General features: G+C 70.9%; 23 protein-coding genes. 14 read left to right on the top strand and 9 right to left on the bottom strand.

Translation table 11 applies throughout. The annotated features are described in order from the left end of the window. Window positions 1-2: 2 nt before the first annotated feature. Window positions 3-362: a DUF7473 family protein gene (locus NO900_RS03305; protein ID WP_256407782.1), complete on the bottom strand. Its 360-nt coding sequence runs from the start codon at window positions 360-362 to the stop codon at window positions 3-5. A 60-nt stretch (window positions 363-422) separates the two neighbouring features. Further along, window positions 423-980 carry a TATA-box-binding protein gene (locus NO900_RS03300; RefSeq protein WP_256407781.1) on the bottom strand — a complete coding sequence of 186 codons (558 nt, stop codon included), beginning with the start codon at window positions 978-980 and terminating at the stop codon, window positions 423-425. Between the two features lie 54 nt (window positions 981-1,034). Between NO900_RS03300 and NO900_RS03295 the strand changes: the two genes are divergently transcribed. From NO900_RS03295 to rpiA, 3 genes are all read left to right on the top strand, one after another. Beyond that, complete coding sequence (locus NO900_RS03295; RefSeq protein WP_303654645.1) at window positions 1,035-2,165, top strand: THUMP domain-containing protein; 1,131 nt, start codon at window positions 1,035-1,037, stop codon at window positions 2,163-2,165. 168 nt (window positions 2,166-2,333) lie between these two features. After that, window positions 2,334-3,461 (top strand): ORC1-type DNA replication protein, encoded by a 1,128-nt coding sequence (locus NO900_RS03290; RefSeq protein WP_256407779.1) that lies wholly within the window; start codon window positions 2,334-2,336, stop codon window positions 3,459-3,461. Window positions 3,462-3,500: 39 nt separating this feature from the next. Then, a complete protein-coding gene (gene rpiA, locus NO900_RS03285) occupies window positions 3,501-4,226 on the top strand; it encodes a ribose-5-phosphate isomerase RpiA (protein WP_256407778.1) in 726 nt (241 codons plus the stop codon). Between the two features lie 92 nt (window positions 4,227-4,318). Here the strand turns inward: rpiA and NO900_RS03280 are convergent, their stop codons facing one another. Further along, window positions 4,319-4,486, bottom strand: coding sequence for a DUF1931 family protein (locus NO900_RS03280; RefSeq protein WP_004047560.1), 168 nt, complete (start codon window positions 4,484-4,486; stop codon window positions 4,319-4,321). Window positions 4,487-4,720: 234 nt separating this feature from the next. Between NO900_RS03280 and larB the strand changes: the two genes are divergently transcribed. From larB to NO900_RS03265, 3 genes are all read left to right on the top strand, one after another. Continuing rightward, on the top strand, window positions 4,721-5,506 hold the full coding sequence (larB, locus tag NO900_RS03275) for a nickel pincer cofactor biosynthesis protein LarB (RefSeq protein ID WP_256407777.1): 786 nt from the start codon (window positions 4,721-4,723) through the stop codon (window positions 5,504-5,506). 137 nt (window positions 5,507-5,643) lie between these two features. After that, window positions 5,644-5,796 carry a DUF7563 family protein gene (locus NO900_RS03270; protein ID WP_176329378.1) on the top strand — a complete coding sequence of 51 codons (153 nt, stop codon included), beginning with the start codon at window positions 5,644-5,646 and terminating at the stop codon, window positions 5,794-5,796. A gap of 117 nt (window positions 5,797-5,913) precedes the next feature. Next, window positions 5,914-6,186, top strand: a complete 273-nt coding sequence (locus NO900_RS03265; protein ID WP_256407776.1) for a GIY-YIG nuclease family protein — start codon at window positions 5,914-5,916, stop codon at window positions 6,184-6,186. A 16-nt stretch (window positions 6,187-6,202) separates the two neighbouring features. On the opposite strand, the gene hisG is transcribed toward NO900_RS03265, so the two are convergent. Next, entirely contained in the window at window positions 6,203-7,093 is an 891-nt protein-coding gene (gene hisG, locus NO900_RS03260; protein ID WP_256407775.1) for an ATP phosphoribosyltransferase, read from the bottom strand. A 160-nt stretch (window positions 7,094-7,253) separates the two neighbouring features. On the opposite strand from hisG, the gene NO900_RS03255 reads away from it, so the two are divergent. From NO900_RS03255 to NO900_RS03240, 4 genes are all read left to right on the top strand, one after another. Beyond that, window positions 7,254-9,209, top strand: a complete 1,956-nt coding sequence (locus NO900_RS03255) for a hypothetical protein (RefSeq protein WP_256407774.1) — start codon at window positions 7,254-7,256, stop codon at window positions 9,207-9,209. 239 nt (window positions 9,210-9,448) lie between these two features. Next, on the top strand, window positions 9,449-11,503 hold the full coding sequence (gene uvrB, locus NO900_RS03250; RefSeq protein ID WP_256407773.1) for an excinuclease ABC subunit UvrB: 2,055 nt from the start codon (window positions 9,449-9,451) through the stop codon (window positions 11,501-11,503). A 68-nt stretch (window positions 11,504-11,571) separates the two neighbouring features. Beyond that, entirely contained in the window at window positions 11,572-12,102 is a 531-nt protein-coding gene (locus NO900_RS03245; RefSeq protein WP_256407772.1) for a hypothetical protein, read from the top strand. An 81-nt stretch (window positions 12,103-12,183) separates the two neighbouring features. Continuing rightward, window positions 12,184-12,777, top strand: a complete 594-nt coding sequence (locus NO900_RS03240; RefSeq protein WP_256407771.1) for a hypothetical protein — start codon at window positions 12,184-12,186, stop codon at window positions 12,775-12,777. A gap of 49 nt (window positions 12,778-12,826) precedes the next feature. Here NO900_RS03240 and NO900_RS03235 read toward each other — a convergent pair whose 3' ends face one another. Then, window positions 12,827-14,056: an SPFH domain-containing protein gene (locus NO900_RS03235; RefSeq protein WP_256407769.1), complete on the bottom strand. Its 1,230-nt coding sequence runs from the start codon at window positions 14,054-14,056 to the stop codon at window positions 12,827-12,829. Between the two features lie 243 nt (window positions 14,057-14,299). Between NO900_RS03235 and NO900_RS03230 the strand changes: the two genes are divergently transcribed. The 4 genes from NO900_RS03230 (at window position 14,300) to NO900_RS03215 (ending at window position 20,169) form a co-directional block, all read left to right on the top strand. Continuing rightward, window positions 14,300-16,213: a methyl-accepting chemotaxis protein gene (locus tag NO900_RS03230; protein ID WP_379791540.1), complete on the top strand. Its 1,914-nt coding sequence runs from the start codon at window positions 14,300-14,302 to the stop codon at window positions 16,211-16,213. 279 nt (window positions 16,214-16,492) lie between these two features. Then, complete coding sequence (locus tag NO900_RS03225) at window positions 16,493-18,139, top strand: ATP-binding protein (protein ID WP_256407768.1); 1,647 nt, start codon at window positions 16,493-16,495, stop codon at window positions 18,137-18,139. A 153-nt stretch (window positions 18,140-18,292) separates the two neighbouring features. Further along, a complete protein-coding gene (locus NO900_RS03220; protein ID WP_256407767.1) occupies window positions 18,293-18,652 on the top strand; it encodes an Ig-like domain-containing protein in 360 nt (119 codons plus the stop codon). Window positions 18,653-18,864: 212 nt separating this feature from the next. After that, window positions 18,865-20,169: an O-acetylhomoserine aminocarboxypropyltransferase/cysteine synthase family protein gene (locus tag NO900_RS03215; protein WP_256407766.1), complete on the top strand. Its 1,305-nt coding sequence runs from the start codon at window positions 18,865-18,867 to the stop codon at window positions 20,167-20,169. Window positions 20,170-20,209: 40 nt separating this feature from the next. On the opposite strand, the gene NO900_RS03210 is transcribed toward NO900_RS03215, so the two are convergent. The 4 genes from NO900_RS03210 to NO900_RS03195 form a co-directional block, all read right to left on the bottom strand. Continuing rightward, on the bottom strand, window positions 20,210-21,040 hold the full coding sequence (locus tag NO900_RS03210; RefSeq protein WP_256407765.1) for an ABC transporter permease subunit: 831 nt from the start codon (window positions 21,038-21,040) through the stop codon (window positions 20,210-20,212). Beyond that, window positions 21,037-22,035, bottom strand: coding sequence for an ABC transporter ATP-binding protein (locus tag NO900_RS03205; protein ID WP_256407764.1), 999 nt, complete (start codon window positions 22,033-22,035; stop codon window positions 21,037-21,039). Before NO900_RS03205 ends, NO900_RS03210 begins: the two co-directional genes overlap by 4 nt. Before the next feature lie 76 nt (window positions 22,036-22,111). Next, window positions 22,112-24,286, bottom strand: a complete 2,175-nt coding sequence (gene ligA, locus NO900_RS03200) for an NAD-dependent DNA ligase LigA (protein ID WP_256407763.1) — start codon at window positions 24,284-24,286, stop codon at window positions 22,112-22,114. 509 nt (window positions 24,287-24,795) lie between these two features. Further along, complete coding sequence (locus NO900_RS03195; RefSeq protein ID WP_256407762.1) at window positions 24,796-25,992, bottom strand: metal-dependent hydrolase family protein; 1,197 nt, start codon at window positions 25,990-25,992, stop codon at window positions 24,796-24,798. Between the last annotated feature and the right edge of the window lie 109 nt (window positions 25,993-26,101).

Below are 26,101 nucleotides of genomic sequence, written 5' to 3'. Positions count from 1 at the left end.
TCCTACCCCGGCATCGTCGCGAGCAGCGCCGTGACGCCGAACAGCACGATGCTGAGCAGCGTCGTGATCACGGCGTGGATCACGGTCATCGCGGCGACGATCCGGCGGGGCTGGTCGTAGCTCCACGCGAACATCGCGCCGTCGACGAGCAGCGCCGCGGGGAGGAGCAGCGCCTCGGAGACGGCGAACGCCCCGCCGACGACGCCGATCACCGCCGGGAGCGGACCGACGTAGAGCGCGCGGCGCGGGTCGACGTCGCCGAGGACGTTCCGGGCGGCGAGGTGCGCGGTCACGGAGAGGAACAGCGCGAACAGCAGGGTGGTCCCCAGCACCGTGATCGGCGTCACCGTCTGTAGGAGCATACCCGGGCTACGGGGCGACGGGTAAAAGTGGTCGCGGGATCGACCGGCGCGAGACCGCCGTCAGGCGAGCAGCCCGAGGCCGTCCAGCTCCTCGACGATCACGTCGACGGCGGCCGCGGCGTCGTCCGGGCTCGTTCCCCCCGTGACGACGAGCTTCCCGCTGCCGAACAGCAGCGCGACGACGTCCGGCTCGTCGAGCCGGTAGACGAGCCCGGGGAACTGCTCCGGCTCGTACTCGATGTGTTCGAGCCCGAGCCCGATCGCGATCGCGTTGAGGTTGAGGCTCTCGCCGAGGTCGGCGGACGTGACGATGTTCTGGACCGTGATCTCCGGGTCGCCGACCGGGATGTCGAGCGCGCGGAGCTCGTCGAACACGACGGCGAGGCTCTCGTGGACGGCGTCGATGGAGTTCGCGCCCGTGCACACGATCTTCCCGGACCGGAAGATCAGCGCGGCCGATTTCGGGTCCGTGGTGCGGTAGACGAGCCCGGGGAACTGCTCGGGGTCGTAGTCGGCGCCTTCCAGGTCCATCGCGACGCTCTGGAGGTCGAGCTCCTGCCCGATCCCCGTCGAGGCAACGACGTTCTCTATCGTGATCGTCTCCTTCGGATCGGCCATCACTACCACCACAATCGGTTGAAATATTTAAAAAGGTGCGTGGTCGGAACCGCTATGCTCTTGCGAGCGGCTCCCCGACTCCGGGGCGTGTACTGGCTGGAACTCGCCGGGGAGACGGACGCGTTCGCGGCCCGCGAGGCCGCGACCGCCGCGACCGGCGTGGAGCTGCTCGCGCCCGGGGTCGCGAGCGCCGGGAGCGTCGGGCCGAACCGAACCGAATCGGGGGCGGCCGACGGCGCGCGCGTCGGAGGCGGCGCCCCGGACGACGGCGCCGCAATCCGTCGGCTCGCCTACACCCGCGCCGCCCACGAGGCGGTCGCGCGCACCGACGCCGACCTCGACGCCGCCGTCGCCGCGCTGGAGGCGGCGCCCCTCGACCGCTCGGGCGCGGTCGCGGTGCGGGCCCGCAACGTCCGGAACACCGCGGGCGTCTCGACGACCGACGCCGAGCGCGCCCTCGGGGGCGTCCTCGTCGACCGCGGCTTCGAGGTCGACCTCGACGACCCCGACCACGTGCTGCGCGCGCTGTTCGCCGCCGGCGAGCGCGCCGCCCACGAGGCGGTCCCCGGCGCCGACGGCGGTGACGCGTCGGTCTGCGCGCTCGGCTGGGTCGCGGTAGAGGCCGCCCGCGACTTCGCCCCGAAGCCGACCGACCGCCCGTTCTTCCAGCCCGGGAGCATGGCGCCGGCCGACGCCCGCGCGTACGTCAACCTCGCCGGCGCCGCGCCCGGCCGGACCCTGCTCGACCCGATGTGCGGCACCGGCGGGCTCCCGCTCGAAGCCGGGCTCGTCGGGAGCGACGCGGTCGCCTGCGACGCCCAGCGCAAGATGGTCCGCGGGACCCGGGAGAACCTCCGCGAGTACGTGGGCGGAGGTTCCGAGTCCCCCGACTGGCACGTCGCTCGCGGCGACGCCACCGCCCTCCCGCTCCGGGACGACGCGGTCGACGGGATCGCCTTCGACGCCCCGTACGGCCGCCAGTCGAAGGTCGCCACCCACGACCTCACCGACCTCGTCTCGGGCGCGCTCGCCGAGGCCGCTCGGGTCGCGCCCCGCGCCGTCGTCGTCGCCGACCGCGACTGGCGCGGGCCGGCACGCGCGGCGGGCTGGACGGTCGACGCTGCCTTCGAGCGCCGGGTTCACCGGTCGCTCACCCGCCACGTGCTGGTGCTCGACCGGGCGTGACGGCCGTCCCTCTCGGGGCGCGATCGGTCCGAGGCCGCCGCGATCGCACCGTCCCGAGAGTGAACGTCCGGTCGGCGAGAACCGACGGTTGAGGGTCGCAGTCGACAAGTTTCAGTTTCACCGACCCCGCGGGCAACGGTTAAGTGGACGGCCTGTCGTGATGTTCACATGACCGGGGACGCCGGCGGCGACATGCTCTCGTGGGACGAGTCGGTGTTCCGCGACGAGTCGGTGTTCGAGATCGACCACGTCCCCGAGACGTTCCGCCACCGCGAGAGCCAGCTGGAGAACCTCAAATACGCGCTCCGGCCCGCGGTGCGCGGCTCCCGCCCGCTCAACACGATGGTGCGCGGCCCCCCCGGCACCGGGAAGACCACCGCGGTCCAGAAGCTGTTCGGCGAGCTCGGTGCCCGCACCGACGTCCGCACGGTCCGCGTCAACTGCCAGGTCGACTCGACGCGGTACGCCGTCTTCTCGCGGCTGTTCGAGGGGATCTTCGACTACGAACCCCCCTCCTCCGGGATCTCCTTCAAGAAGCTGTTCGGGCAGATCACCGACCGGCTCGTCGAGGAGGACGACGTGCTCGTCGTCGCCCTCGACGACGTGAACTACCTCTTCTACGAGAACGAGGCCTCCGACACCCTCTACTCCCTCCTGCGTGCCCACGAGGCGCACTCGGGCGCGAAGATCGGCGTCATCGTCGTCTCCTCCGACCTGGGGCTCGACGTGATCGACGACCTCGACACCCGGGTACAGTCGGTGTTCCGGCCCGAGGAGGTGTACTTCCCCGTCTACGACGCCACCGAGATCTACGACATCCTCTTCGAGCGCGCGAAGCGCGGCTTCCACGACGGCGTCATCGGCGACGCCGAGCTGGAGCGCGTCGCCGACCTCACCGCCGAGAGCGGCGACCTCCGGGTCGGGATCGACCTGCTCCGCCGCGCCGGGCTGAACGCGGAGATGCGCGCCTCGAAGACCATCGCCGAGGAGGACGTGGAGTCGGCGTACGAGAAGTCCAAGCACGTCCACCTCTCGCGGTCGCTCCGCGGGCTCTCGGAGTCCGAGCGCGCCCTCGTCCGCGTGCTCGCGGAGAACGACGGCGAGCGCGCCGGCGCGGTGTACGAGGCGTTCCACGAGGAGACCGACCTCGGCTACACCCGCTACTCCGAGATCATCAACAAGCTCGACCAGCTCGGCGTGATCGACGCCGAGTACGCCGACGTGGAGGGCCGCGGCCGCTCCCGCGAGCTCTCCCTCGCGTACGACGCGGAGGCGGTGTTGGACCGGCTGGAGTAGCCCGACGCCTTTTCAACGGCTCCGCACGCAGTCGACCCCATGAAGACGAGCGGCGGCAGCGACGCGGCGAAGCGACGCGCCGGCGAGTCGGCCGCGGCGGCGGTCGACGACGGCGAGGTGGTCGGGCTCGGGACGGGGTCGACCGCGGCTCACGCGATCCGGCGGCTCGGCGATCGGGTCGACGCCGGGCTGGAGGTCCGCGGCGTCCCGACCTCCTTCGCGAGCCGCGAGCTCGCCGCCGACCGCGGGATCCCCCTGCTCGACCTCGACGAGGCGGTGGGCCCCGACGCGCCCGGGGTCGACCTCGCGATCGACGGGGCGGACCAGGTCGCGGTCGGTCGCGGCGGCGAACCGACCGCGGGCCCACTCATCAAGGGCGGCGGCGCCGCCCACGCCCGCGAGAAGCTGGTCGACGCCGCGGCCGACCGCCTCCTCGTCGTCGCCGACCCCTCGAAGGAGGCGCCGGTCCTCGACCGCCCGGTCCCCGTCGAGTCGCTCCCCGCCGGCCGGACCGCGGTCGCCGAGGCGGTCCGGACGGCCGGCGGCGAGCCGACGCTCCGCCGCGCCGAGTGCAAGGACGGTCCGGTCGTCACCGACAACGGGAACCTGGTGCTCGACTGCGCGTTCGGCGAGATCGCGGAGCCGTCCGCGCTCGCGGCGACCCTCTCGGCGACGCCGGGCGTCGTCGAGCACGGGCTCTTCGTCGACCTCGCCGACGAGGTGCACGTCGGCACGGAGTCCGGAGTTCGGGTGCTCACGCGCTGACCGCGGGAGGGAGACGCCCGGTCGACGCGCCGGACGCGCCGCTCGCCGGTCGACGCGCGGTCAAAAAATCGGGGTCGGGAGTCGCGTCCGCCTTAGAGGTCGCGCGGCTGGACCGTCTTCCGGTCGTTGGCCTCGGCGCGGCGCGCGGCGTCTTCGAGCAGCTCGTCCACTTCGTCGTCCAGCGCGTCGTAGAAGTCCGAAGCGACGTTCTTGTCGTCCAGGGCTTCCTTGACGGCCGCTTTGACAATAAGGTCTGCCATGCAGACGGTGATATCCGTCGACAGTTAATAAGAGTTCCTGAATTCGCCCGCGAGGGGCTTCCTGCGGGCCGTTCGCGAGGGGTTCCTGAAACGATCCCTTATAAACTTTGTGAGAACGCCGGGGATCGGGGGGTCGGAGCCGGGCCCGCGAGCTCGCGGGTCGACCCCCGAACGGGCTCTCCCCGCGCGGCCCGGACCGATAGGTTCGACCGCTTCCGGCTCCGACGGACGGTCATGCGCGACACGCTGGAGGCGCTCCACGCCGGCGAGATCGGGGTCGCGGAGGCCGAATCGCGGCTCGCGGGCTACGCCACGACGGCGGCCGGTCGGTTCGACGCCGCCCGCGAGCACCGGCGCGGGATCCCCGAGGCGGTCCTCGCGGAGGGGAAGACGCCGGCCGAGGTCGCGGCCCTGGCGACGACCGCGGTCGAGACGACCGGCCGCGCGCTCGTGACCCGGGCCGACGCCGCGGACGCGGACGCGGTCCGGACGGCGACGGCGGACCTCGATCTCGGGACCGCGGGCGACCCCGATCCGACGGTCGACCGCGACGAGCGGGCCGGGACCGTCGTCGTCCGCGCCGCCGACTTCGACCCGCCCGCCCTCGACGCGACGGTCGCGGTCGTCGCGGCGGGCACCGCCGACGCGGCGGTCGCGGGCGAGGCGGCGGTCGTCGCCCGCGAGACCGGGGCGACCGTCGACCGCGTCGACGACGTGGGCGTCGCGAACCTCGACCGGATCTTGGACCAGCGCGACCGGGTCCGCGAGGCCGACGTCGTCGTGGTCGCGGCGGGCCGCGAGGGGGCGCTCCCGACCGTCGTCGCCGGGCTCGTCGCGGCGCCGGTGATCGCGCTTCCGGTGTCGACGGGATACGGCGTCGGCGGCGAGGGCGTCGCCGCGCTCCACGGGGCGCTCCAGTCCTGTTCGGTGCTCACGACGGTGAACGTCGACGCGGGCTTCGTCGCCGGCGCGCAGGCGGGGCTGATCGCCCGCGCGGTCGACGCGGCGCGGCGCGACTGACCGCCGGCCTCGGACCCGCGTCGGCACCCGTCTCTCGGTGGGCCTTTATACGTGGTTTTCCGGAATCTGGCGGGGGTGAGAAAGGGTATTTGTTCGTCGAACCCCTACGCGTTTTCGCCGGTGAACACCGGTACCGAATGCCACGCTGTGACCACTGCGGGTCGCACGTCTCGGACCGTTTCGCACGCGTCTTCACGGACGAGTACGGCGACCTGAACGCCTGTCCGGACTGTTCCGCGAACGCCGGGATCGCCGAGGTCTCCCGGGAGCGCGCCCGCACCGGAGACTGACTCGGCCGATCCCGTCGCACCGGCGCGACGGACCGGGTCCGCGCCCCCGACCCGTCCGGCGCTCCCGACCGCGCCGAGACCGTCAGCTATTCGTCGCGCCCGCGCCGACCGGGCGCCGTGTCGACGCCGAGTTCGGACGCGCCGCACCACGTCTACGTGATCGAGTGCGCCGACGGGACGCTCTACACCGGCTACACCACCGACGTGGAGCGCCGCGTCGCCGAGCACGACGCCGGCGAGGGCGCGAAGTACACCAGGGGGCGGACTCCCGTGACGCTCCGGCACGCCGAGTCGTTCGACTCGAAGTCCGCGGCGATGTCGCGGGAACACGAGATCAAGTCGCTCACACGCGCGGAGAAGGAGGCGCTGATCGACGCCGAGGACGACTGAGGAGACGGAATACCGGCTACTCGACCAACCGCTCGATCTCGGTGACGAGGATCCCGCTCGCCCCGACGGCCTTCAGCTCCGAGATGGTCGCGAACACGTCGCGCTCCTCGACGACGGCGTGGACCGCCACCGTCCCGTTCCCGTTCTCGTCGGCCTCCACGTCCATCACCGTCGGGCCGCCGAGCCCGGGGATCACGTCTTTCACGTCGTCGAGCCGTTCTTTGGGGGCGTTCATCATCAGGTAGCGTCGGCCGTCGGCCGCGAGCACGGACTCGAAGGCGGTCAGCACCTGTTCGACCTTCGCGTCGTCGACGACATCGGGGCGCGCGAACAGCCGCACGGAGGAGGCGAGCACCTCGTCGATCACGGCGAGGCGGTTCACCTTCAGCGTCGTCCCCGTCGAGGTGATGTCGACGATGGCGTCGGCCATGTCGACGTGGGGGGTCAGCTCGGTCGCGCCCGTGACGGTGACCACGTCGGCGTCGACCCCGACCCGGTCGAGGTAGTCGCGCGTGACGTTCGGGAACTCGGTGGCGACCGTCCCCCCGGCCAGGTCTCCGACGGTCCCGACCGCGCCGTCCTCCGGCGCCGCGAGGACGAGCCGACAGGAGCCGTACCCCAGGTCGAGCAGGTCGACGAGGTCCCCCTCGCTCGCCGCGCTCGCGGCGTCGGCGACGCCGCCGGACTCCGCGGCCTGATCGAGGCCCGTGATCCCGAGGTCGGCCGCGCCGTCCCGGACGTACTCGGGGATGTCGGCCGCCCGCGCGAACAGCACCGTCACGTCGGGGTCGACGGTGTCGGCGTACAGCTGGCGGTCGGCGGTCTCCTCGACGTGGAGCCCCGCGCGCTCCAACAGCGAGAGCGTCGGGTCGTGCAGGCGGCCCTTGTTGGGGACGGCGATGCGCATACATCACGGGTCGCGGGGGGAGGGGGAAACGTTTTCGTCCGATGGCTCGGTCGCTGTGAACCCGGTACCGACGGCGGATCCGGGTACCGGACGAACCGCGTGCGAGTTAGCGCGATAATATACTCTATCTTATATACTTATAAAACATTATGAATATCGTATGAGTACAAAACCCACCGACGCGAGACGCCGAACCGGAGGCCGTACCGACGGGCTCGGACCGACGAGACGGGCGGTTCTCGCCGCCGGCGGGGTAGTCGCGCTCGGCGGGCTCGCGGGATGTTCCGACCTCGACGGGCTGGTGGACCGCGCCGGCGAGCAGGTGCTCGGGACGACGGTCTCCACGCCGGCGGCGTTTTACGCCGGACGGCCGCCGGTAGACGAGCGAGCGGGTAGCACCACCGACGACGGAAGCAGCGGCCAGACGCAGGTCCTCCGCACCGGCCCGATCGATATCGCGTATGTGCCGGCGACAGCTCGGGCCGACTCCCGGGAAATCGAACTCGAAGGATTTTCGGTCAGCGGGACGACGAAAGCTCAGGACTACAACTCCTCGCGTTCGAACAAATACTCGTCGGTGGTCGGTCCCGACGACGACATCGTCGACGACGACGATGACGCGGACGGCATTCTGGAGGTCGAACTCGGGCTGCTGGGCCACGTCGTGACCGCACGGGACGCCGTGGAGCGACGCGCCCCGGACGAAGCGAAACGCGCCCTCGATGCGTTCATCGACGACACCGAGACTGCCCTCAGACCGAAACTCGACAAGTGCGGGACCGGCGTCTGTGAGACCGTCCGTGAGAACTCGGACATTCGGGCGCAGGGCGTTCGGATCGCACGTCGAGCCGTCGACGACGAGAACTGGGCCGTGGCGGTGCGAGAACTCGCGGGCGTCGAGGAGATCGTCCTCGGAGACATCGAGCGGCTCGACGACGTCCTCGTCGAACGGCGCCCCGGGCGACCGCGGGTCATCGACAGTATCGAGTACCTGCGAGGCACGCCGACCGTCGGCGAGCGCTTCGCCGTCTGCCTGCCCGACGCCAGTCTGCCGGGCGACCTCGGCTCGCTCGCCGGGGAACTCACGCCGGGACGCGTGCTCAGCTACTTCGCCGCGTCGCACGAGGAGGGCGGACGACACACGCCGTTCCACAATAAATACCGTCCGCAGTTCGGGATCGAATACGACGACGACGGCTGTATCCAGATCGACGGTCCCGTGTCGCTCCACCGGGACCTCGCCTGTCAGACGATTCTCTCGGCCGAACTCGACACGTACCGCACCGAGAACCGGGGTATCGTCGGCTACAGCACCGAGGGCGGCGCCGTCGTGAGCGGCGCGCCGGCGTCGGCCGACGCCGACGGGAAGTGCGTCTTCGTCGCGTCCGACGGCACCCTCCGCGAGCCCGAGACGCTCGACTCGTGGGGCGAGATCATCCTGGGCGAGGACAGGGATATGGTGATGCCGGGAGACGGCGACGTGTCGGTGAGCCCGACGCTCGTCTGTCCCGTGGCCGTGACGCCGGCAGACTGCCCGTGTCCGCTGCCCGGGCTGTTCTACGTCCGGCGGATCGTCCGCGACGATCAGCTCGTCTTCGCCGGCGGGTGGATCCTCGACGAGGGCGCGCTGTACGAGGATTCGGTGACCCTCCTGTTCGACGAGGGGCCGACCGAGATCGCGAGCGTAACCCCCGACGACATCGCGAGCGACGACTTCGACGACCGCATCGTCGAGGGATTTTCTCGCGACCGGAGCCGATACGGGTCAGCGATCGGTAGCGCTCGGGTACAGGGAACCGAGATGAACAAGGCGGAACTGATCGAGGCGATGGCGTCGCACGCGTTGACACAGACCGATAAGGGGCGGAAGGGACTCAACGCCGTGAACGTCAAGATACTCGGCAGACAGGGAGACGATGACGGCGACGAGGGGCCGACCTACGCGAGCGCAACCGCCGTAGACGCCCCGCTCGTCCATCTGGCCGGAGACGGAGCGCTATCGGTGGAAGAGAAACTCGCATCAACGGGCAGGATCGAGACGGGAGTGATAAACTCGGGCGAGGAAGTCGATATCTTGGGTATGGGTTCCGAGAAACTGAGCCTCATTCGCGCATAGCACGCGAGGAATCTCCGACGACGACGAGAATCGAGCCCATGCGAGCGCGACCGCCGTAGACGCTCCGCTCGTCCATCTGACCGGAACCGGAGAGCGATCGCCGAACGAGAATGTCGGGTTGTTGTCGCGAGGGATCGATACGAAAGACATTCGCAGAGGGATGTGACCGCTCGCACGGGACCACGTCGCCGCCGGTCCCCCGGGCCGCTCAAGTGTCTCCGTCGCCAACAACGCCTATCGTGAGCGACGCCGACTCCCCCCTCTCGGAGGACCGCCCGACCGTCGACCGCCCCCTCCGCGTCGACGCCCCGTTCGAGCCCGCGGGCGACCAGCCCGAGGCGATCGAGGAGCTGGTCGAGGGGTTCGAGTCGGGCGCCGACAAGCAGACCCTCCTCGGCGTCACCGGCTCCGGGAAGACGAACACCGTCTCGTGGGTCGCCGAGGCGCTCGACCAGCCGACCCTCGTCTTGGCCCACAACAAGACGCTCGCGGCCCAGCTGTACGAGGAGTTCCGCGAGCTGTTCCCGGACAACGCGGTGGAGTACTTCGTCTCCTACTACGACTACTACCAGCCGGAGGCGTACGTCGAGCAGACCGACACGTTCATCGACAAGGAGATGTCGATCAACGAGGAGATCGACCGCCTCCGCCACTCCGCGACGCGGTCGCTCCTGACGCGCGACGACGTGATCGTTGTCGCCTCCGTCTCGGCCATCTACGGGCTCGGCGACCCGGGGAACTACCGGGACATGGCCCTGCGGCTGGAGGTCGGCGAGGAGATCGGCCGCGAGGAGCTGCTCGCCGACCTCGTCGACCTGAACTACGAGCGCAACGACGTCGACTTCACGCAGGGCACCTTCCGCGTCCGGGGCGACACCGTCGAGGTCTACCCGATGTACGGGCGGTACGCGGTCCGGGTCGAGCTGTGGGGCGACGAGATCGACCGGATGATCAAGGTCGACCCGATGAAGGGGGAGGTCGTCTCGGAGGAGCCGGCGGTGATGCTCCACCCGGCGGAGCACTACTCGATCCCGGACGACAAGCTGGAGCAGGCGATCGCGGAGATCGAGGAGCTGATGGAGAAGCGGGTCAGCTACTTCGAGCGGCAGGGCGACCTCGTCGCCGCCCAGCGGATCGAGGAGCGCACCACCTTCGACATCGAGATGCTGCGGGAGGCGGGCTACTGCTCGGGGATCGAGAACTACTCGGTCCACATGGACGACCGCGAGTCGGGCGACGCGCCGTACACCCTGCTCGACTACTTCCCGGACGACTTCCTCACGGTGGTCGACGAGTCACACCAGACGATCCCCCAGATCAAGGGCCAGTACGAGGGCGACAAGTCGCGGAAGGACTCGCTCGTCGAGAACGGGTTCCGCCTCCCGACCGCCTACGACAACCGCCCCCTCACCTTCGAGGAGTTCGAGGAGAAGACGGACCGGACCCTCTACGTGTCGGCGACGCCGGGCGACTACGAGCGCGAGACCTCCGACCGGATCGTCGAGCAGATCGTCCGTCCCACCCACCTCGTCGACCCGAAGGTGGAGGTGACGGAGGCGACCGGACAGGTCGAGGACCTCCTCGACCGCGTCGACGAGCGGATCGAGCGCGACGAGCGCGTGCTCGTCACCACGCTCACCAAGCGGATGGCCGAGGACCTCACGGAGTACTTCGAGGAGGCCGGGGTCGACGTGGCGTACATGCACGACGAGACGGACACCCTCGAACGCCACGAGATCATCCGCGACCTCCGCCTCGGCAACATCGACGTGCTCGTCGGGATCAACCTCCTGCGGGAGGGGCTCGACATCCCGGAGGTGAGCCTCGTCGCCATCCTCGACGCCGACCAGGAGGGATTCCTCCGCTCCACCACGACCCTCGTCCAGACGATGGGCCGGGCCGCCCGCAACGTCAACGGCGAGGTCGTCCTCTACGCCGACGAGGTGACCGACTCGATGGAGGCGGCGATCGAGGAGACACAGCGCCGCCGCGAGATCCAGCTGGAGTACAACGAGGAACACGGCTACGAGGCGACCACCATCGACAAGCCGGTGGGCGAGACGAACCTCCCCGGATCGAAGACCGACACCTCGTCGGTCAGCGTCGGCGACGTGGAGAGCGAGGACGAGGCGAAAGCGCAGATCGAGGCGCTCGAAGCGCGCATGGACGAGGCCGCGAGCAACCTGGAGTTCGAGCTGGCGGCGGACATCCGCGACCGGATCGCGGAGCTCCGGCGCGCCTTCGAGCTCGACGCGGGCGACGAGGGCGTCCCCGCGCCGATGGTCGACGAGTAGCGCCTCCGATTCTCACCGCGCGTCACTGCGACGACGGGGTTTTACGCCGGTGCGTCGCAATCGCGACCGTGTACCGTCGCGGGATCGTCGCCGGCGCGCTCGCGCTCGCCACCGCCGGGTGCGTCGATCGCCTCCACGACGTCGCCGCCGCGACCCCCGCCGACCTCGCCGTCCGGAGCCGGTACGTCGACGGCAACCCGCTGGTCGACGGCCGCAGCGTCCTCGCCCGTCCGGAAGGGCTGTCGACCCACGCGACCTCCTTCCGCTCGGCCGCCGCGGCCCGCGGCGCGCTCAAGGCGAACGCCGCCGCGTCCCGGGAGTTCGTCGGTCGCACCGACTTCGCCGACGGCGGCGGCGACGCGGTCCTCGTGATCGCCCAGCGGCTCACGGCGCCCGCGGTCAGGCTCCGCCTCGGGGGAGTCAGCCGCATCGGCGACCGCTCCCTCCGGATCGCGGTCGATCGGGGCGGCGTCCGCGGGGAGATCGAGACCGACGACCCGGTCGTGAAGACGCTCCTGCTCCGGCTCTCGGACGAGCGCGGCCCCCCGGAGCGCGTGATCGTCGCCGTCGGCGGCGAGCGAGCCGGTATCACGGTGTGACGAGCGCATGACGGGCCGGCCGACCGTCGACGCCCGCCCGGTCCCGCGATCGTTTTGTGTCCGGGCGGTGTCCGATCGCCCATGCCAACGCTCCGCAGTCGCCTCCTCGGACCGGTCCTCATCCTTCTCGGCGTCGCCGCGCTCGGCTACGCGGGGACGTTCGCACCGGCCGTCGTCCCCTCGCCGTCGGCCGACGGGGTCGCGTCCGCGGTGGTCTCGCCGCTCTCGCTCCTGGCGACGCCCCCGCTCCTCGCGGCCGGTTCGGTCCTGCTCGTCGGCGGCGCGGCCGCCGCGGCCGGCGCAGACCGCTCGGCCCGCCCCGCGCTGGTCGCGCCGGTCTTCGGCGCGGGCGCCGCGCTCGCGTTCGGCGTCGGCCTCGTCGTCGATCCCGGGTCCGTCCCCGCGACGGCGACGACCCCGGCGGCCTACGACGCCCTCGCCTCCGGCCCGCCGGCACGGATCGCCGCCGGAGCCGTCGTCGGCGGCGCCGTGGCCCCGGTGGTTCAGGCGACGGTCGCCGAGGACACCCCGGCGCTCCTCGCCGGGTCGGTCCTGCTGCTCGCGGCGCTCGTGGTCGGGGCGTCCGAGCCCCCGTCGCTCGTCACCGGCGGCGTCGGCGGCGCCGCCGCCGTCGGGCTCCTCTGGGCGGTCGACCCCGAGCGCTGGCGGCCCTGAGTCGGGTCCGCCGTCGCCTCCCGCCGCGTCCGTCGCGTCGCCGCGCCGATCAGTCGCTCGGTCGCTCGCTCTCCGTCTCCAGTTCGATGTCGCGGTCGGCCTCGCGGGTCCCGTCCCCCTGCCGATCGAGGTCGACGTCGCGGGCCGCGTCCGCGTCCCGGGTCTCGTCGGTCCGGAGGTCGCTGTCGGCCACGGTGTCGAGCTGTTCCAAGGCGCTCTCGATGTCCTCCAGCCCGAGCAGCTTCTCCGTCTCCTCGTCGAACTCCTTCCCCTCCAACCCCTCCATCTGTTGCACGTCCGAGCCGGACAGCGCCTTCCCGTAGCGCCCCACCAGACTCGTGAGTTCCTGCGGGAGGACGAACGTCGTGGACTCGCCTTTCCCGATCTCTTCGAGGGTCTCCATGCCGCGCTCGATGATGGCGCGCTCGCCCATCGATTCCGCGGAGCGCGCGCGCAGCACCGTCGAGATCGCGTCCCCCTGCGCCTCGAGGATCTGGCTCTGCTTCTCGCCCTGCGCGCGGATGATGTTCGACTGCTTGTCGCCCTCCGCCTGCTCGATCGCCGAGCGGCGTTCCCCCTGCGCTTCGAGGATCATCGCGCGGCGGCGGCGCTCGGCGCCGGTCTGCTGCTCCATCGCGCGCTGGACCTCCTGCGACGGGCTGACCTCGCGGACCTCGACCGCCTCGACGCGGATCCCCCACTCGTCCGTCGGCTCGTCTAACTCCTCGTTGATGCGGTCGTTGATCTGGTCGCGCCGGGAGAGCGTGTCGTCGAGCTCCATGTCGCCGAGGACGGCCCGGAGCGTGGTCTGTGCGAGGTTCGAGACGGCGTTCTTGTAGTCGTCGACCTCTAAGAACGCCTTCTTCGCGTCCATCACCTTGATGTAGACGACCGCGTCGGCCGTCACCGGCGAGTTGTCCCGCGTGATCGCCGACTGGCTCGGCACGTCGATCGTCTGGGTCCGCATGTCGAACGCGTACGTCCGCGAGACGAACGGCGGGATGAGGTGGACGCCGGGCTCCAACAGCTTCCGGAACTCGCCGAACACCGTGAGCGCCTCCTTGTCGTAGGCGTCGACGATCTCCACCGCGCTGACGACCGTGACCGCCGCCAGCAACACCGCGAGCGCGCCGACGCCGAAGACGAGGCTCTGACTGAGGAGGGCGAGGCCGACGAGCAGCGCGGCGCCGAGCGCCGTGTACTGCCAGACGGCGTCCGGGATGCCGCCGACCGCGTCCTCGAATTCGAGGGTGTCGTCGCGCGGACCTTGAGTTCCCATAACCCGGGTTACGCTTCGACGCTGTTAACGGTTCGCACGAGCCGTCCCGTACGTCGCGTCCGGCCGGGCCGTCGACGGTGCCGGGTGAATCGCTACCGGACGAGCGCTGTGACCGCCCCTCGCGTCACGGTTCGTCGCACTCCGACTCGAACACCTCGACGTCCGACACTCGCCGCCCCGATTATTAGATGTGCAAACGGGCGCGAAAGCGCTTTTACAGGAAGCGATCGACGGCGAGTCGATATGGCTGCATACGGCGTGGACGACGGCGCGGCAGGGGGCGGTGACGACACCGGCGGATCGCTCCGGGAGGTTCTCCGATACGTCCCGGACGGCACGTCGATCCCCGCCGAAATGTGGGACCGGCGCCACCGCAACATCCTCGTCACGATCGCGGTACAGGTCCCGCTTCTGTTCGGCCTCGGGCTGTACCAGGGCACGCTCCCGGTCTTCGAGGCCGAAATTCCGGCGATCCCGACGTGGATGCTCCTGGCGATGGCCGGCGGCGTCGGCGTGCCCGCGGTCGTCGCGGCGCTCCCGTGGCTCGGCCGGCGCCAGCGGACGACCGCCGCGGCGTTCAGCGGGATGACGATCTCGATGGCCCTGGTGAAGTTCTCCGGCGGATACATCGAGGCTCACTTCCACTTCTTCGTCTTCGTCGCGGTGCTGGCGCTCTACGAGGACTGGCTCCCGTTCGCGGTCGGGATGGGGTACGTCGCGGTCGGCCACGGGACGTTCAGCCTGATCGATTCGAGCCTCGTCTACAACCACGCCGCCGCGATCCAGAACCCGATCGCGTGGGGCGGCGTCCACGCCGGGTTCATCACGCTGCTCGCGGCGACGCTGATGGTGAACTGGTACTCGATCGAGAAGTCGCGCGAGGAGGCCGAGGCGAAGCTCGCGTTGGCGGAGGCCAAACAGGAGGAAGTCGAGGACGCCGAGGCGGCCAAGGCGACCGCCGAGGAACGGAAACGGGAGGTGGAGTCGCTCAACGCCCACTTGGAGTCGAAGGCCGACGACTACAGCGCGGCGATGAACCGCGCGGCGGAGGGCGACCTCACGGTCCGGCTCGACGCCGACAGCGAGAGCGAGGCGATGGAGCGGATCGGGACCGCGTTCAACGAGATGTTGGACGAGATCGGCGCGACGATGGGTCGGGTTCAGTCGTTCGCCGACGACGTCTCGCGGGCGAGCGAGACCGTTCGCGAGGGCACCGCCGACGCGGAGGCGATGAGCGAGGACGTCACGGAGTCGGTCGAGGAGATCGCCGCCGACGCCGACGAGCAGCGCGAGATGCTGACCGAGGTGTCGGGCGAAATGTCGAACCTCTCGGCGACGATCGAGGAGGTCGCGTCGTCGACGGAGACGGTCGCGGAGGCGGCCGAGGAGACGTCGGACGTGGCCGAGGCCGGGAAGCGGTCGGCCGAAGGGGCGATGGACCGGGTCGAGGACTCACAGGAGGCGACGGAAACGACGGTCGCGAAGGTCCGGTCGCTCGACGAGCGGATGAGCGACATCGGCGAGATCGTCGATCTGATCGCCGACATCGCGGAGCAGACCAACATCCTCGCGCTGAACGCGAACATCGAGGCCGCACGCACCGGGTCGGGCGACGGGGCGGCCGGGGGCGACGGGTTCGCCGTGGTCGCCGACGAGGTGAAACAGCTGGCCGAGGAGACCCAGGACGCGGCCAAAGAGATCGAGGAGCTCATCGCGGCGACGCAGTCGGAGACGACCGAAACGGTCGAAACGGTGCGCGAGGCCGAACGGCACATGTCCGACAGCGCGACCGCCGTCCGAGACGCGGTGGAGGCGTTCGGGTCGGTCGCGACCCACGCGGCCGACACCGACGACGGGATTCAGGAGATCAGCCACGCGACCGACGAGCAGGCGGCCAGCACCGAGGAGGCGGTCACGATGGTCGAGGAAGTCGAGGGCATCAGCCGGTCGACGGCCACCGAAGCGAACGACGTCGTCGACACGGCGGCGGAGCAGCACGCGGCGATGAGCGCCGTGACGGAGGAGGCGGGCGCGCTCTCGTCGGAGGCCGACCGACTCCAGGACCTCCTCGACGGGTTCACCGTCGAGCGGAGCGGCGGGGCGAGCCCCGCCGCGACGGGCGGTCACGACCGCGCCGTCGGCGACGGGGGACTTTAGCGGTTCTCCCGCGGCCGCACGCTCCGGATAAGCTCGACACGCGAACCGCTCCCTTTCCCGGTTCGCGATCCGCTCGTTCCACGCGACGGCGAATAGGACCCCTCCGCACAACTCGCCACGAGAAGCGGTCTCGGTTCGTCGCTCACGACTCCGAGAAAAGGCGGGGTCGCACACGGAACAGTTCAGTCAAGAATTATGTGACAGCGAGTAGTATACGCGGATAATTCCCCGCGAGCCCGTCTCATGCTCCCTCAATTCGGTAGCGTACTCTTCTGGCACGTGCTCGGATTCGGCCTCTCGTGTGTCCTCAGCCTCGGGAGCGCCGTCTGGACGTACCGCCGACGAGACCGATACGCCGCGCGGGCGCTGTTCGCGTTCCTCGCCGTCACCGTCGCGTGGAACGCGACCGTCCTGCTCAGGATCGTCGGTCCGCTCTCGCTCGCCTGGGAGCTCCATCTCGTCGAGCAGTTCTTTCAGGTGCTGATGACGCTGGTCTGGCTCTACTTCGCCGCCGTGTACGTGGGCTATCGCGACGCGCTCGCTCGACCGCTGGTCGCGTACCCGCTCGGCGCCGTCGCCGCGGGGATGCTCGCCGTGGAGTCGTTCCCGCCCGTCGCGGCCGTCACGAACACCGACCCGACGACGGTCGAGGACCCGTTCACGTTCGTCACGTGGACCGATACCGAGCTCGCTGGGGTCGTCGAACTGCTCGCGTTGGCGGCGTTCGCCGTCGGCTCCGGGCTGATCCTGTACAAGCTGTTGACCACGAACTACGTCCAGGCGTGGCAGGTCGCGCTCGTGTTCCTCGCCACGTCCGGAGCGGTCTTGGTCGAGGTGTTCGAGTCGGCGATCCCGCACGCCGTGTCCGGCGTCGACTACCCCGCGCTGGCCGTGACGGTCGTGGGCGTCTCGTACGTGGTCGGCCTGTACCGGTACGACCTCTTCGGATACACGCCGGTCGACACGTCCGACGTGATCGACGGGATCACTGCCCCGGTGATCGTGTTGAACCCGGAACGGCGGGTCGTGGACTTCAACGCACCGGCGAGCGCGACGTTCGACGGCCTCGCTTCCGGCCGGAAGGCCGACGCGGCGCTCCCCGAGGCCGTCGTCGACGCCGTGCCGCTGGACGACCCCGAGACGAGCCGGACCGAGGTCACGCTCGCCCGGGACGGCGAGGACCGGATCTATCGGCTGTACGCCGCGTCGCTCGACTCGTTCGGGGACAGTCGGGGGCTCGCGATCACGGCCCGCGATCTGACGACCCGGCGGCGGCAACAGGAGAACCTCGACCTGCTCAACCAGATCCTCACCCGCGCGCTCAGACACAACATCCGCAACAAGGTCGACGTCGTGAAGGCGAACAACCGGGCGTTGGTCGATCGGCTCGACGGCGAGGCGCGGGACCGAGCGCACGACGCCGCCGCCGCGGCCGACGACCTCCTCTCGGTCAGCGCGAAGAGCCGCGTGATGAAAGAGATCGTCGAGCATCGCGGACGGACGACGTCGGTCGAGCTGACGGGGCTCATCGCCGATATCGTCGACGAGTACGACCGGGCGTACCCGGATACGTCCTTCGTCACCGACTGTCCCGCGTCGTGCTCGGTCACCGTGACGCCGGACGTCTCACACGCGCTCGAAAACCTCGTCGAAAACGCCGCCGAGCACAACCCCCGCGACGACGCCGCGGTCCGGGTCGCGCTCGAAGCGACCGCCGACGGCGCGGTGATCACGGTCGAGGACAACGGCCGCGGCATCCCGGAGAGCGAGCTGGCGGTGCTCGAACGCGGGTCCGAGGACGTGCTCAACCACGGGAGCGGCATCGGCCTCTGGATCGTCACCATGGTGGTCGACGAGATCGACGGGACGATCGAGTACGACGCCGGCGACGACGGAACCGAGATCACGCTTCGAATCGAGGACTGATCCCCGCCCGTTCGCCCGCGGCGTCGCCGGTCGCGAGACGGACCGATCGGCCGCCACCGGCCCTCGACTCTCACCCGCATCGGGAGGGACGGTCGTTTCCGAGTCGGAAACCGGGCTGTAGTATATATGAGTTAACGAGCCGTTATCCCACACATGCAAGTCCTTCAGACGAAGAGCGAACCCCCCGCCTCGGACCGACCCGATCGCCGGACGCCGAGCTCCGAGAGCCTCTCGGTCCGGAACTACGACGCCGCGACGGTCAACACGCTCTCCGTGAGGCTCGTCGACTCGCGCGACGAGGTCGTCGTCGACCGCTCCGTGAGCGTCGAGCCGTCGGAGACCGCGAGCGTGCGGCTCCCGGTCGACCGCGCGACGTACCGCGTGGAGGCGACGTTGGATGAAGATGCGAGCGACAGCGCCGAGTGCCTGGTCGGCGATACCCCCGAGGAGCGCGCGGTGGTCGAATGCGGGAACGGAGTCGTCACCGTCACCGCGGGCCGTCACACGCGCTAGGGTCGAGACGGGCGTCACGGTTGGTCGGTGATATCGGTCGAACCGACGCCGTCCTCGACGGCGACGAGCGACCGGCGCGCCGCCGGCGTCTCGGAGGGACTGGCCGACATCTCGGAGGGATCTGCCCCCACCAGAAACCGGCGTCTCCGAGAAACCGGTAACGCCCGACCGCTCCGACCGTTTTTAAATATAAGGCGCGCGCACGTCGATCCATGCCATCCGACGAGGACGACGCGGACCGCGAGTTCAGCACCCGAAGCGTCCACGCGGGGTCGAACCCGGACCCGGCGACCGGCGCCCGCGCGACGCCCATCTACCAGACGACCTCCTACGAGTTCGAGGACGCCGACCACGCCGCCCGGCTGTTCGCGTTAGAGGAGGCGGGCAACGTCTACTCCCGGATCATGAACCCGACGAACGCCGCCTTGGAGGAGCGGATCGCCTCCCTCGAAAACGGCGTGGGCGCGGTCGCCACGTCGTCGGGGATGGCGTCGCTCGACCTAGCGACGTTCATGCTCGCGTCGGCCGGCGACAACGTCGTCTCCTCGTCGGCGCTGTACGGCGGTACCTACACCTACCTCACGCACTCCGTCGAGCGCCGCGGGGTCTCGACGCGGTTCGTCGACCCGCTCGACTACGAGGGGTACGCGGAGGCCATCGACGGGGACACGGCGTACGTCCACCTCGAAACGATCGGGAACCCGGCCCTCGTCACGCCGGACATCGAGCGGATCGCCGACATCGCCCACGAGCGCGGCGTCCCGCTGTTCGTCGACAACACGTTCGCGACGCCGTACCTCTGCCGGCCGCTCGACCACGGCGCGGACCTCGTCTGGGAGTCGACGACGAAGTGGCTCACCGGCAACGGCACCACCGTCGGCGGCGTCCTCGTCGACGGCGGCTCCTTCCCGTGGGGCGAGTACCCCGAGAAGTTCCCGGAGATCGCACAGGACAACCCGGCGTACCACGGGATCAACTTCGTCGACGAGTTCGGTGACGCGGCGTTCACGTTCGCGGCGGTGACCCGCGGGCTCCGCGACCTCGGCGACCAGCAGTCGCCGTTCGACGCGTGGAACACGCTCCAGCAGACGGAGTCGCTCCCGCTCCGGATGGAGCGCCACTGCGAGAACGCCGGGATCGTCGCCGAGTACCTCGACGACCACGACGACGTGGCGTGGGTGAACTACCCCGGGCTGGAGAGCCACGAGACCCACGCGGAGGCGACGGAGTACCTGGAGGGCGGCTACGGCGGGATGATCACCTTCGGACTGGAGGGCGGCTACGAGGCCGCGAAGGGCACCGTCGAGAACGCCGACCTCGCGTCGCTGCTCGCGAACGTCGGCGACGCGAAGACGCTCGTCATCCACCCGGCGTCGACGACCCACCAGCAGCTGACCGAGGCGGAACAGGAGGCGGCCGGCGTCACCGGCGACATGGTCCGGCTCTCGGTCGGCATCGAGGACCCCGCCGACATCGTCGCCGACCTCGAAGCGGCGATCGAGCGCGCGACGGCGTAGGTCGTCGGGGTGAGGCCCCGGTCGTCGCCGCCGTCCCCTCCTACAGGTCGTCGGCGTCGAACTTCCAGAGCCCGACCAGCGGCGGCGCGACCGTCCAGAACACGAGCATCGACGCCGCGGAGATCTGCCGGTTCACGTTCTCGCCGGCGAACAGCCGCTCGGCGAGGAACGCGTTCGACAGGATCTCGACGCCGGTCGTCGGGTTTGACACGCGGAGGAACGTCCGGACCTGCTCCGTCGACACCGGCAGGGGGTCGACGATCCCGCCCGCGGCGCCGAGGAACTGCCCGGTGACGGCGCTCCACAGCAGCACGAACAGGACGTAGACCGAGACGCCGCCGATCAGCGCGCGGCGCTGCGTCGACGCGGCGGCCGAGCAGCCGACCGCGATCGCGACGAAGACGACCCCGAGCACCGCGGCGAAGACGGTGAACCCGAAGTACGAGCCGGCGTTGAACGCCGCCAGCCCTCCGGTCTGCGCGAGCACGGCCAGCACGGCGGCGGGCAGCAGGAAGCCGGCGAACACCGCGACGGACAGCGCGACGCCGCGCCCGACGACCTTCCCGAAGACGACGTCGGCCCGCGAGTGCGGCAGCGAGAGGAGCAGCTTCAGGGAGCCGGACTCGCGCTCGCCGCTCACGGCGTTGTAGCCGATCACGACGGCGACGAGCGGGACGAGCGTCGTCACGAGGAACGGTCTCACGAAGAATCGCAGGAGGAGCTCCGTCGCGAACTGCTCGCCCTGTCCCGTCGGCCTGATGACGAACGCGAAGACGGCGACGAGCAGCGAGAACAGCGCCACGAGGGCGATCATCCCGCGCGAGCGCACCGCGTCCTGGAAGTCCTTCTCCGCGATGGCGGCGAGGCTCATCGGTCCACCTCCTCGTCGGCGGTGTCGTCACCGGGCGGATCCGAACCCGATTCGTCCCCGTCGGCCGTCGGCGTGTCACCCTCCGTGTACGCCAGGAAGAGGTCCTCCAGCGACGCCTCGCGCGTGTGGAAGTCGTCGACGGCGACCCCGGCGTCCTCCAGCGCGGCGATGACGCGGGTCTTCGCGCCGTCGGCGCAGCTCACGACGAGCGCGTCGCCGTCGCGGTCGACGCGGCTGACGCCGTCGACGGCGCGCACGGCCGCGACGGCCGCGTCGTCCGCGCCGTTCGCCCCGGTCGCGTCGCCGACCGCGATCTCCAGCGTCTCCTCGCCGCCGACGGCCTCGCGGAGCCCCTCCACGGAGTCCTCGGCGACGAGCTCGCCGTCGCGCAGGATGCCGACCCGGTCGCAGACGGCGTCGACCTGTTCGAGGATGTGCGAGGAGAAGAAGACGGTCGCGCCGCGGTCGGCCTCGCGCTCGACGATCTCCCGCATCTCCTTCGCGCCCGCGGGGTCGAGCCCGGAGGAGGGCTCGTCGAGGACGAGCAGGTCGGGCTCGCCGGCGAGCGCCATCGCCAGGGCGAGCCGCTGGCGCATCCCCTTCGAGTAGCCGCCGGCCTTGCGGTCGGCGTCGTCGAGGAGGCCGACGCGCTCCAAGAGGTCGTCCGGATCGTCGTCGGCCTCCTTCGACCGGACCGCGAACTCGACGTGCTTCCGGCCGGAGAGCCGGTCGTACACCGAGAACCCGTCCGGGAGCACCCCCGTCCGCCGTCGGATCGCGACCCCGTCGCCCGTGGCGTCCCGCCCGAGCACGCGCACCGTCCCCGCGGTCGGGCGGACGAGGTCGAGCAGCATGTCGATCGTCGTCGACTTGCCGGCGCCGTTCGGGCCGAGGAACCCGTACACCTCGCCCTCCGCCACGGTGAGGTCGAGGTCGCGGACGGCCGTGACGTCGCCGAACTCCTTCCGCACGCCGCGCAGCTCGATGGCGGTCATACCCCTCCGTTCCCGCGTCTCCGGATAAAGGGTTGCGGGTCGCGCCGACCCCGACGGACGGCGTTGGGGGCGCTCTCTACTCCTCGGGGGGCCACGCCACGCCGCGCTCCGCGAGGAGGTCGGCGAACTCGTCCTCGTCGAGCACCGGAACGCCCTCGTCCTCGGCGTCGTCCCGCTTCGACCGCCCGGGGTTCTCGCCGGCGACGAGGTAGTCGGTGTTGCCCGACACGCTCGACGTGGCGTCCGCGCCGTGCGCCTCCACGTGCGCCTGCGCCTCGCTCCGCGTCGTCGACAGCGACCCGGTGAAGACGAACGTGAGCCCGTCGAGCGCGTCGCCGGACTCGACCTCGACCGACTCGGGCTCGACGCCGCGCTCGCGGAGCCCTTCGATGGCTGCCCGGTTCTCCTCGTTGTCGAGGAACGTCCGGATCGAGTCGGCCACCTCGGGACCGACGTCGTCGACCGCTCGGAGCGCCTCCTCGTCGGCGTCGAGGATCGCGTCGAGGTCGCCGAACTCCGCCGCGAGCGCGCGGGCGGTCGTCGCCCCCACGTCGGGGATCCCGAGCCCGGCGAGGAAGGCGTCGAGCGGCGGCTCCCGCGTCGCCTCCAGCTCGGCGACGAGGTTCTCGGCGCTCGTCTCGCCCCACCCCTCCAGCGCGGCGAGCTCCTCGACCGTCAGGTCGTAGAGGTCCGGCAGCGACTCCACGAGCCCGGCCTCGCGGAGCTGCTCGACGCGCTCGGGACCCAGCCCCTCGACGTCGAGCGCGTCCCGCCGCGCCCAGTGTTCGACCGCCCGCTCCAGCTGCGCCGGGCAGCCGAGCCCGCCGGTACAGAACGCGAGCGGGCCGTCGCGCTCGACGGGAGCGTCGCAGACGGGGCACCGCTCGGGGAATTCGTAGGCGCCCTCGGAGCGCTTCTCGACGACCTCGGGGACGTACGGGATCACGTCGCCGGCGCGGTAGATCCGCACGCGGTCGCCGACGTTCACGCCCAGCGCCTCGATCTCGGCGGGGTTGTGCAGCGTCGCCCGCGACACCGTGACCCCGCCGACGTCGACGGGGTCGAGCTCGGCGACGGGCGTGAGCCGCCCGGTGCGGCCCACCTGGACCGTGACGCCCTCGACGGTCGTCGTCGCGGTCCGGGGCGGGAACTTGTGGGCGAACGCCCAGCGCGGCGCCCGCGACGTCGACCCGAGCGCCTCGCGGTGCGCCCGGTCGTCGACCGCGATCACGACGCCGTCGATCTCGTAGTTCAGGTCGTCGCGCTCGGCCATGAGGCGGTCGCGGTAGTCGATCGCCGCCTCGACGTCGCCGACGCGTTCCACCCGGTCGGTCCGGCGGAGCCCGAAGGCGTCGAACGCGTCGAACTCGGCCCAGTGGGCGTCCGGGCGCCGCGGGGCGTCGGACTCGTCACCGCCCTCGTCTCCGGCCGCCCGCTCCTCGCCGGTCTCCCACGCCAACACGTCGAAGAAGAAGACGTCGAGCGGGCGCTCGGCGACGACCGCGGGGTCGAGCTGGCGGAGCGTCCCGGCCGCGGCGTTGCGGGGGTTCGCGAACGGCTCCTCGCCGCGCTCGACCAGCTCCTCGTTGTACGCCTCGAAGGCGTCGCGGGGCATGTAGACCTCGCCGCGGACCGCCAGCGTCGCCGGCGGGTCGCCCCGGAGCCGCCCCGGGACCGACCGGATCGTCCGCACCTGTTCCGTGACGTCGTCGCCCTCGGTCCCGTCGCCGCGGGTGGCGGCCCGCGCGTAGACGCCGTCCTCGTACACGACTTCGACGGAGAGCCCGTCGAACTTCGGCTCGCAGACGTACGCGACGTCGTCGGGGTCGAACCCCTCGTCGTCGAGCCCGCTCCGGACCCGCTCGTCGAACTCCCGGACCGCGTCGGCGTCGGTCGCGTTGTCGATGGAGCGCATCGGCGCGACGTGCTCGACGGTCTCCAGCTCGTCGAGCGGCTCGCCGCCGACGCGACGGGTCGGGGAGCCCTCCGTCGGGAGGTCGAACGCGTCCTCCAGCGCCTCCAGTCGGGCGAACAGCCGGTCGTACGTCTCGTCCGGGATCAGGGGGTCCGCCTCCACGTAGTACCGGTGGTCGTGCTCCCGGACCGCCGCCCGGAGCAGCGACGCCTGCTCGGCGGCCTCGCCCTCCGAGAGCTCCTCGACCGGCTCGAAGTCGGTCGGCGGCGCCTCGACGTAGGGGTTCTCGTCCGGGTCCGCGTGCCGGGGCGACGACCCGGATTGCGCGCTCGTCATCGGGCGATCCTTGCGGCGGCTCGGGTTAATAATACAGGTTCGGCTTCCGTTCGGACTTCGCGGTGAAGGCCTCAGGAGTCCCGGCCGCTCGCTTATAAATACCTGATTGCGGATCGGCGGTGAAGGCTGTCAAAGCCCCAGCCGCTCGTTTATAAGCAGATAATGATGGATCAGCAGTGAACATCTCCAAAGCCCCAGCCGCGAGGACTCGCGCGGCTTGTTGCGCGCTTCAGTCGCTCGTTTCACTCGCTCCTTCCAGTGCTTACTGCGCCGGGCTTCGTCCTCGCGGCTGCCCCTTTGAATCCCACCCGACCGCAACGGCCCCGCACCTCGCACCTCCCCAGCCTCGTCGCGGGGGGGCGGAGCCGCCCCCCCCCCCCACCCCCCCCCCCCCCCCCCCCCCCCCCCGCTGGGGGGGGGGGGGTTTTCCCCCCCCGCGACTCCCTCGCGCGAGCGACTCGCGGCCTCCGGCCGCTCGTCGGCACGCGCCGACCGAGAAAGATTCTCTTTTACACCATCCGCTCGCCGCGAGCGAACACCGCCTCCGGCTCCCGCCACGCCTCGACGTCCTCTGTCGGGTCGGCGTCGAGGACGAGGAGGTCGGCGCGGTACCCCTCTTCGATCACCCCCACGTCGTCGAGCCCGAGCAGGTCGGCGGCGTCGACGGTGGCGGCCTCCAGCGCCGCTTCGGGCGAGAGACCGTAGTCGACCATGTGCGCGAGTTCCTGCGGGACGTCCGCGAAGAAATTGAACGGCGTGCCGGCGTCGGTGCCCATCGCGATCGGCACGCCGGCGTCGAGCGCGTGGTCCCAGGCGTCGTCGAAGCGGTCGGCGGCGTCCTCGGCCTTCGCGACGGCGTCCTCGGGGATCCCGGCCTCGACGCCGTTGTCGACGATGCCGCGGAGCGCGCTCGCGGTCGGGACCCAGTAGACCCCCCGGTCGGCCATCATCTCGGCGGCCTCGCGGTCCATGAAGGTGCCGTGCTCGACGCTCGAAATGCCGGCCTCGACCGCGTTCTTGATCCCCGCCTCGCCGTGGGCGTGGGCCGCGGTCGGCGTGTCCGTCGGCGCGGCCGCGTCGGTGAACGCGTCGAGTTCCTCGGGCGTCAGCTCGGGGGCGCCGGTCACCGCGCCCTCGGTGAGGACGCCGCCGGTCGCCATGCACTTGAGCACGTCCGCGCCCGCCTTCAGCTGCTCGCGGGCCGCCTTCCGGACCTCGGCCGGCCCGTCGGCCTCGCGCCCGAACCAGTTGCCGTGGCCGCCGGTCATGATCACGTTCCGACCGCAGGCGAGGACGCGGGGACCGTCGATGTCGCCGGCCGCGACGGCCTCGCCCGCGTCGAGCGCGAGGGTCCCCCGGCTCCCGAGGTCGCGGACCGTCGTGACCCCTGCCTCGACCGCCGCTTCGAGGTTGCTCGCGGCCCGGTAGCTCGCGGCGTAGTCGCTGTCGGCGACCGCCGTCGAGACGTCCGGGCGCCCGTCCATCATGAGGTGGACGTGCGCGTCGATCAGCCCCGGCGCGACGATCTTCCCGTCGGCGTCGACCTCGGTGACCGCGTCGCTCCCGTCGCCGTCGCCGATCCCCGCGACCGCCTCGTCGACGCGCTCCGCGTCGCCGACCGCGACGATCTCGCCGCCCGCGACCGCCACGTCGGCCTCGCGACTTCCCGCCGCGTCGACGACTCGCCCGCCTCTGAGCGCGTACATGCCCGTACGAGGGACCGTTCGACGGGTAAACGCTCGGGTCGCGGTAGCCCGGCGGAGCGCCAGAGGACCGCCGCCGCGACCCCTATTTATAACCGGATGGCCGGAGAGG

It is taken from the genome of Halorubrum rutilum (assembly GCF_024494565.1).
This window is presented reverse-complemented; position numbering and strand designations above follow the sequence as displayed.

What these genes read in the sequence shown, in the direction of transcription:
- NO900_RS03305 (WP_256407782.1), bottom strand. Translation starts at nt 362, where the DNA reads ATGCTCCTACAGACGGTGACGCCGATCACGGTGCTGGGGACCACCCTG.
- NO900_RS03300 (WP_256407781.1), bottom strand. Translation starts at nt 980, where the DNA reads ATGGCCGATCCGAAGGAGACGATCACGATAGAGAACGTCGTTGCCTCG.
- NO900_RS03295 (WP_303654645.1), top strand. Translation starts at nt 1,035, where the DNA reads ATGCTCTTGCGAGCGGCTCCCCGACTCCGGGGCGTGTACTGGCTGGAA.
- NO900_RS03290 (WP_256407779.1), top strand. Translation starts at nt 2,334, where the DNA reads ATGACCGGGGACGCCGGCGGCGACATGCTCTCGTGGGACGAGTCGGTG.
- rpiA (WP_256407778.1), top strand. Translation starts at nt 3,501, where the DNA reads ATGAAGACGAGCGGCGGCAGCGACGCGGCGAAGCGACGCGCCGGCGAG.
- NO900_RS03280 (WP_004047560.1), bottom strand. Translation starts at nt 4,486, where the DNA reads ATGGCAGACCTTATTGTCAAAGCGGCCGTCAAGGAAGCCCTGGACGAC.
- larB (WP_256407777.1), top strand. Translation starts at nt 4,721, where the DNA reads ATGCGCGACACGCTGGAGGCGCTCCACGCCGGCGAGATCGGGGTCGCG.
- NO900_RS03270 (WP_176329378.1), top strand. Translation starts at nt 5,644, where the DNA reads ATGCCACGCTGTGACCACTGCGGGTCGCACGTCTCGGACCGTTTCGCA.
- hisG (WP_256407775.1), bottom strand. Translation starts at nt 7,093, where the DNA reads ATGCGCATCGCCGTCCCCAACAAGGGCCGCCTGCACGACCCGACGCTC.
- NO900_RS03255 (WP_256407774.1), top strand. Translation starts at nt 7,254, where the DNA reads ATGAGTACAAAACCCACCGACGCGAGACGCCGAACCGGAGGCCGTACC.
- NO900_RS03240 (WP_256407771.1), top strand. Translation starts at nt 12,184, where the DNA reads ATGCCAACGCTCCGCAGTCGCCTCCTCGGACCGGTCCTCATCCTTCTC.
- NO900_RS03235 (WP_256407769.1), bottom strand. Translation starts at nt 14,056, where the DNA reads ATGGGAACTCAAGGTCCGCGCGACGACACCCTCGAATTCGAGGACGCG.
- NO900_RS03230 (WP_379791540.1), top strand. Translation starts at nt 14,300, where the DNA reads ATGGCTGCATACGGCGTGGACGACGGCGCGGCAGGGGGCGGTGACGAC.
- NO900_RS03220 (WP_256407767.1), top strand. Translation starts at nt 18,293, where the DNA reads ATGCAAGTCCTTCAGACGAAGAGCGAACCCCCCGCCTCGGACCGACCC.
- NO900_RS03215 (WP_256407766.1), top strand. Translation starts at nt 18,865, where the DNA reads ATGCCATCCGACGAGGACGACGCGGACCGCGAGTTCAGCACCCGAAGC.
- NO900_RS03210 (WP_256407765.1), bottom strand. Translation starts at nt 21,040, where the DNA reads ATGAGCCTCGCCGCCATCGCGGAGAAGGACTTCCAGGACGCGGTGCGC.
- NO900_RS03205 (WP_256407764.1), bottom strand. Translation starts at nt 22,035, where the DNA reads ATGACCGCCATCGAGCTGCGCGGCGTGCGGAAGGAGTTCGGCGACGTC.
- ligA (WP_256407763.1), bottom strand. Translation starts at nt 24,286, where the DNA reads ATGACGAGCGCGCAATCCGGGTCGTCGCCCCGGCACGCGGACCCGGAC.
- NO900_RS03195 (WP_256407762.1), bottom strand. Translation starts at nt 25,992, where the DNA reads ATGTACGCGCTCAGAGGCGGGCGAGTCGTCGACGCGGCGGGAAGTCGC.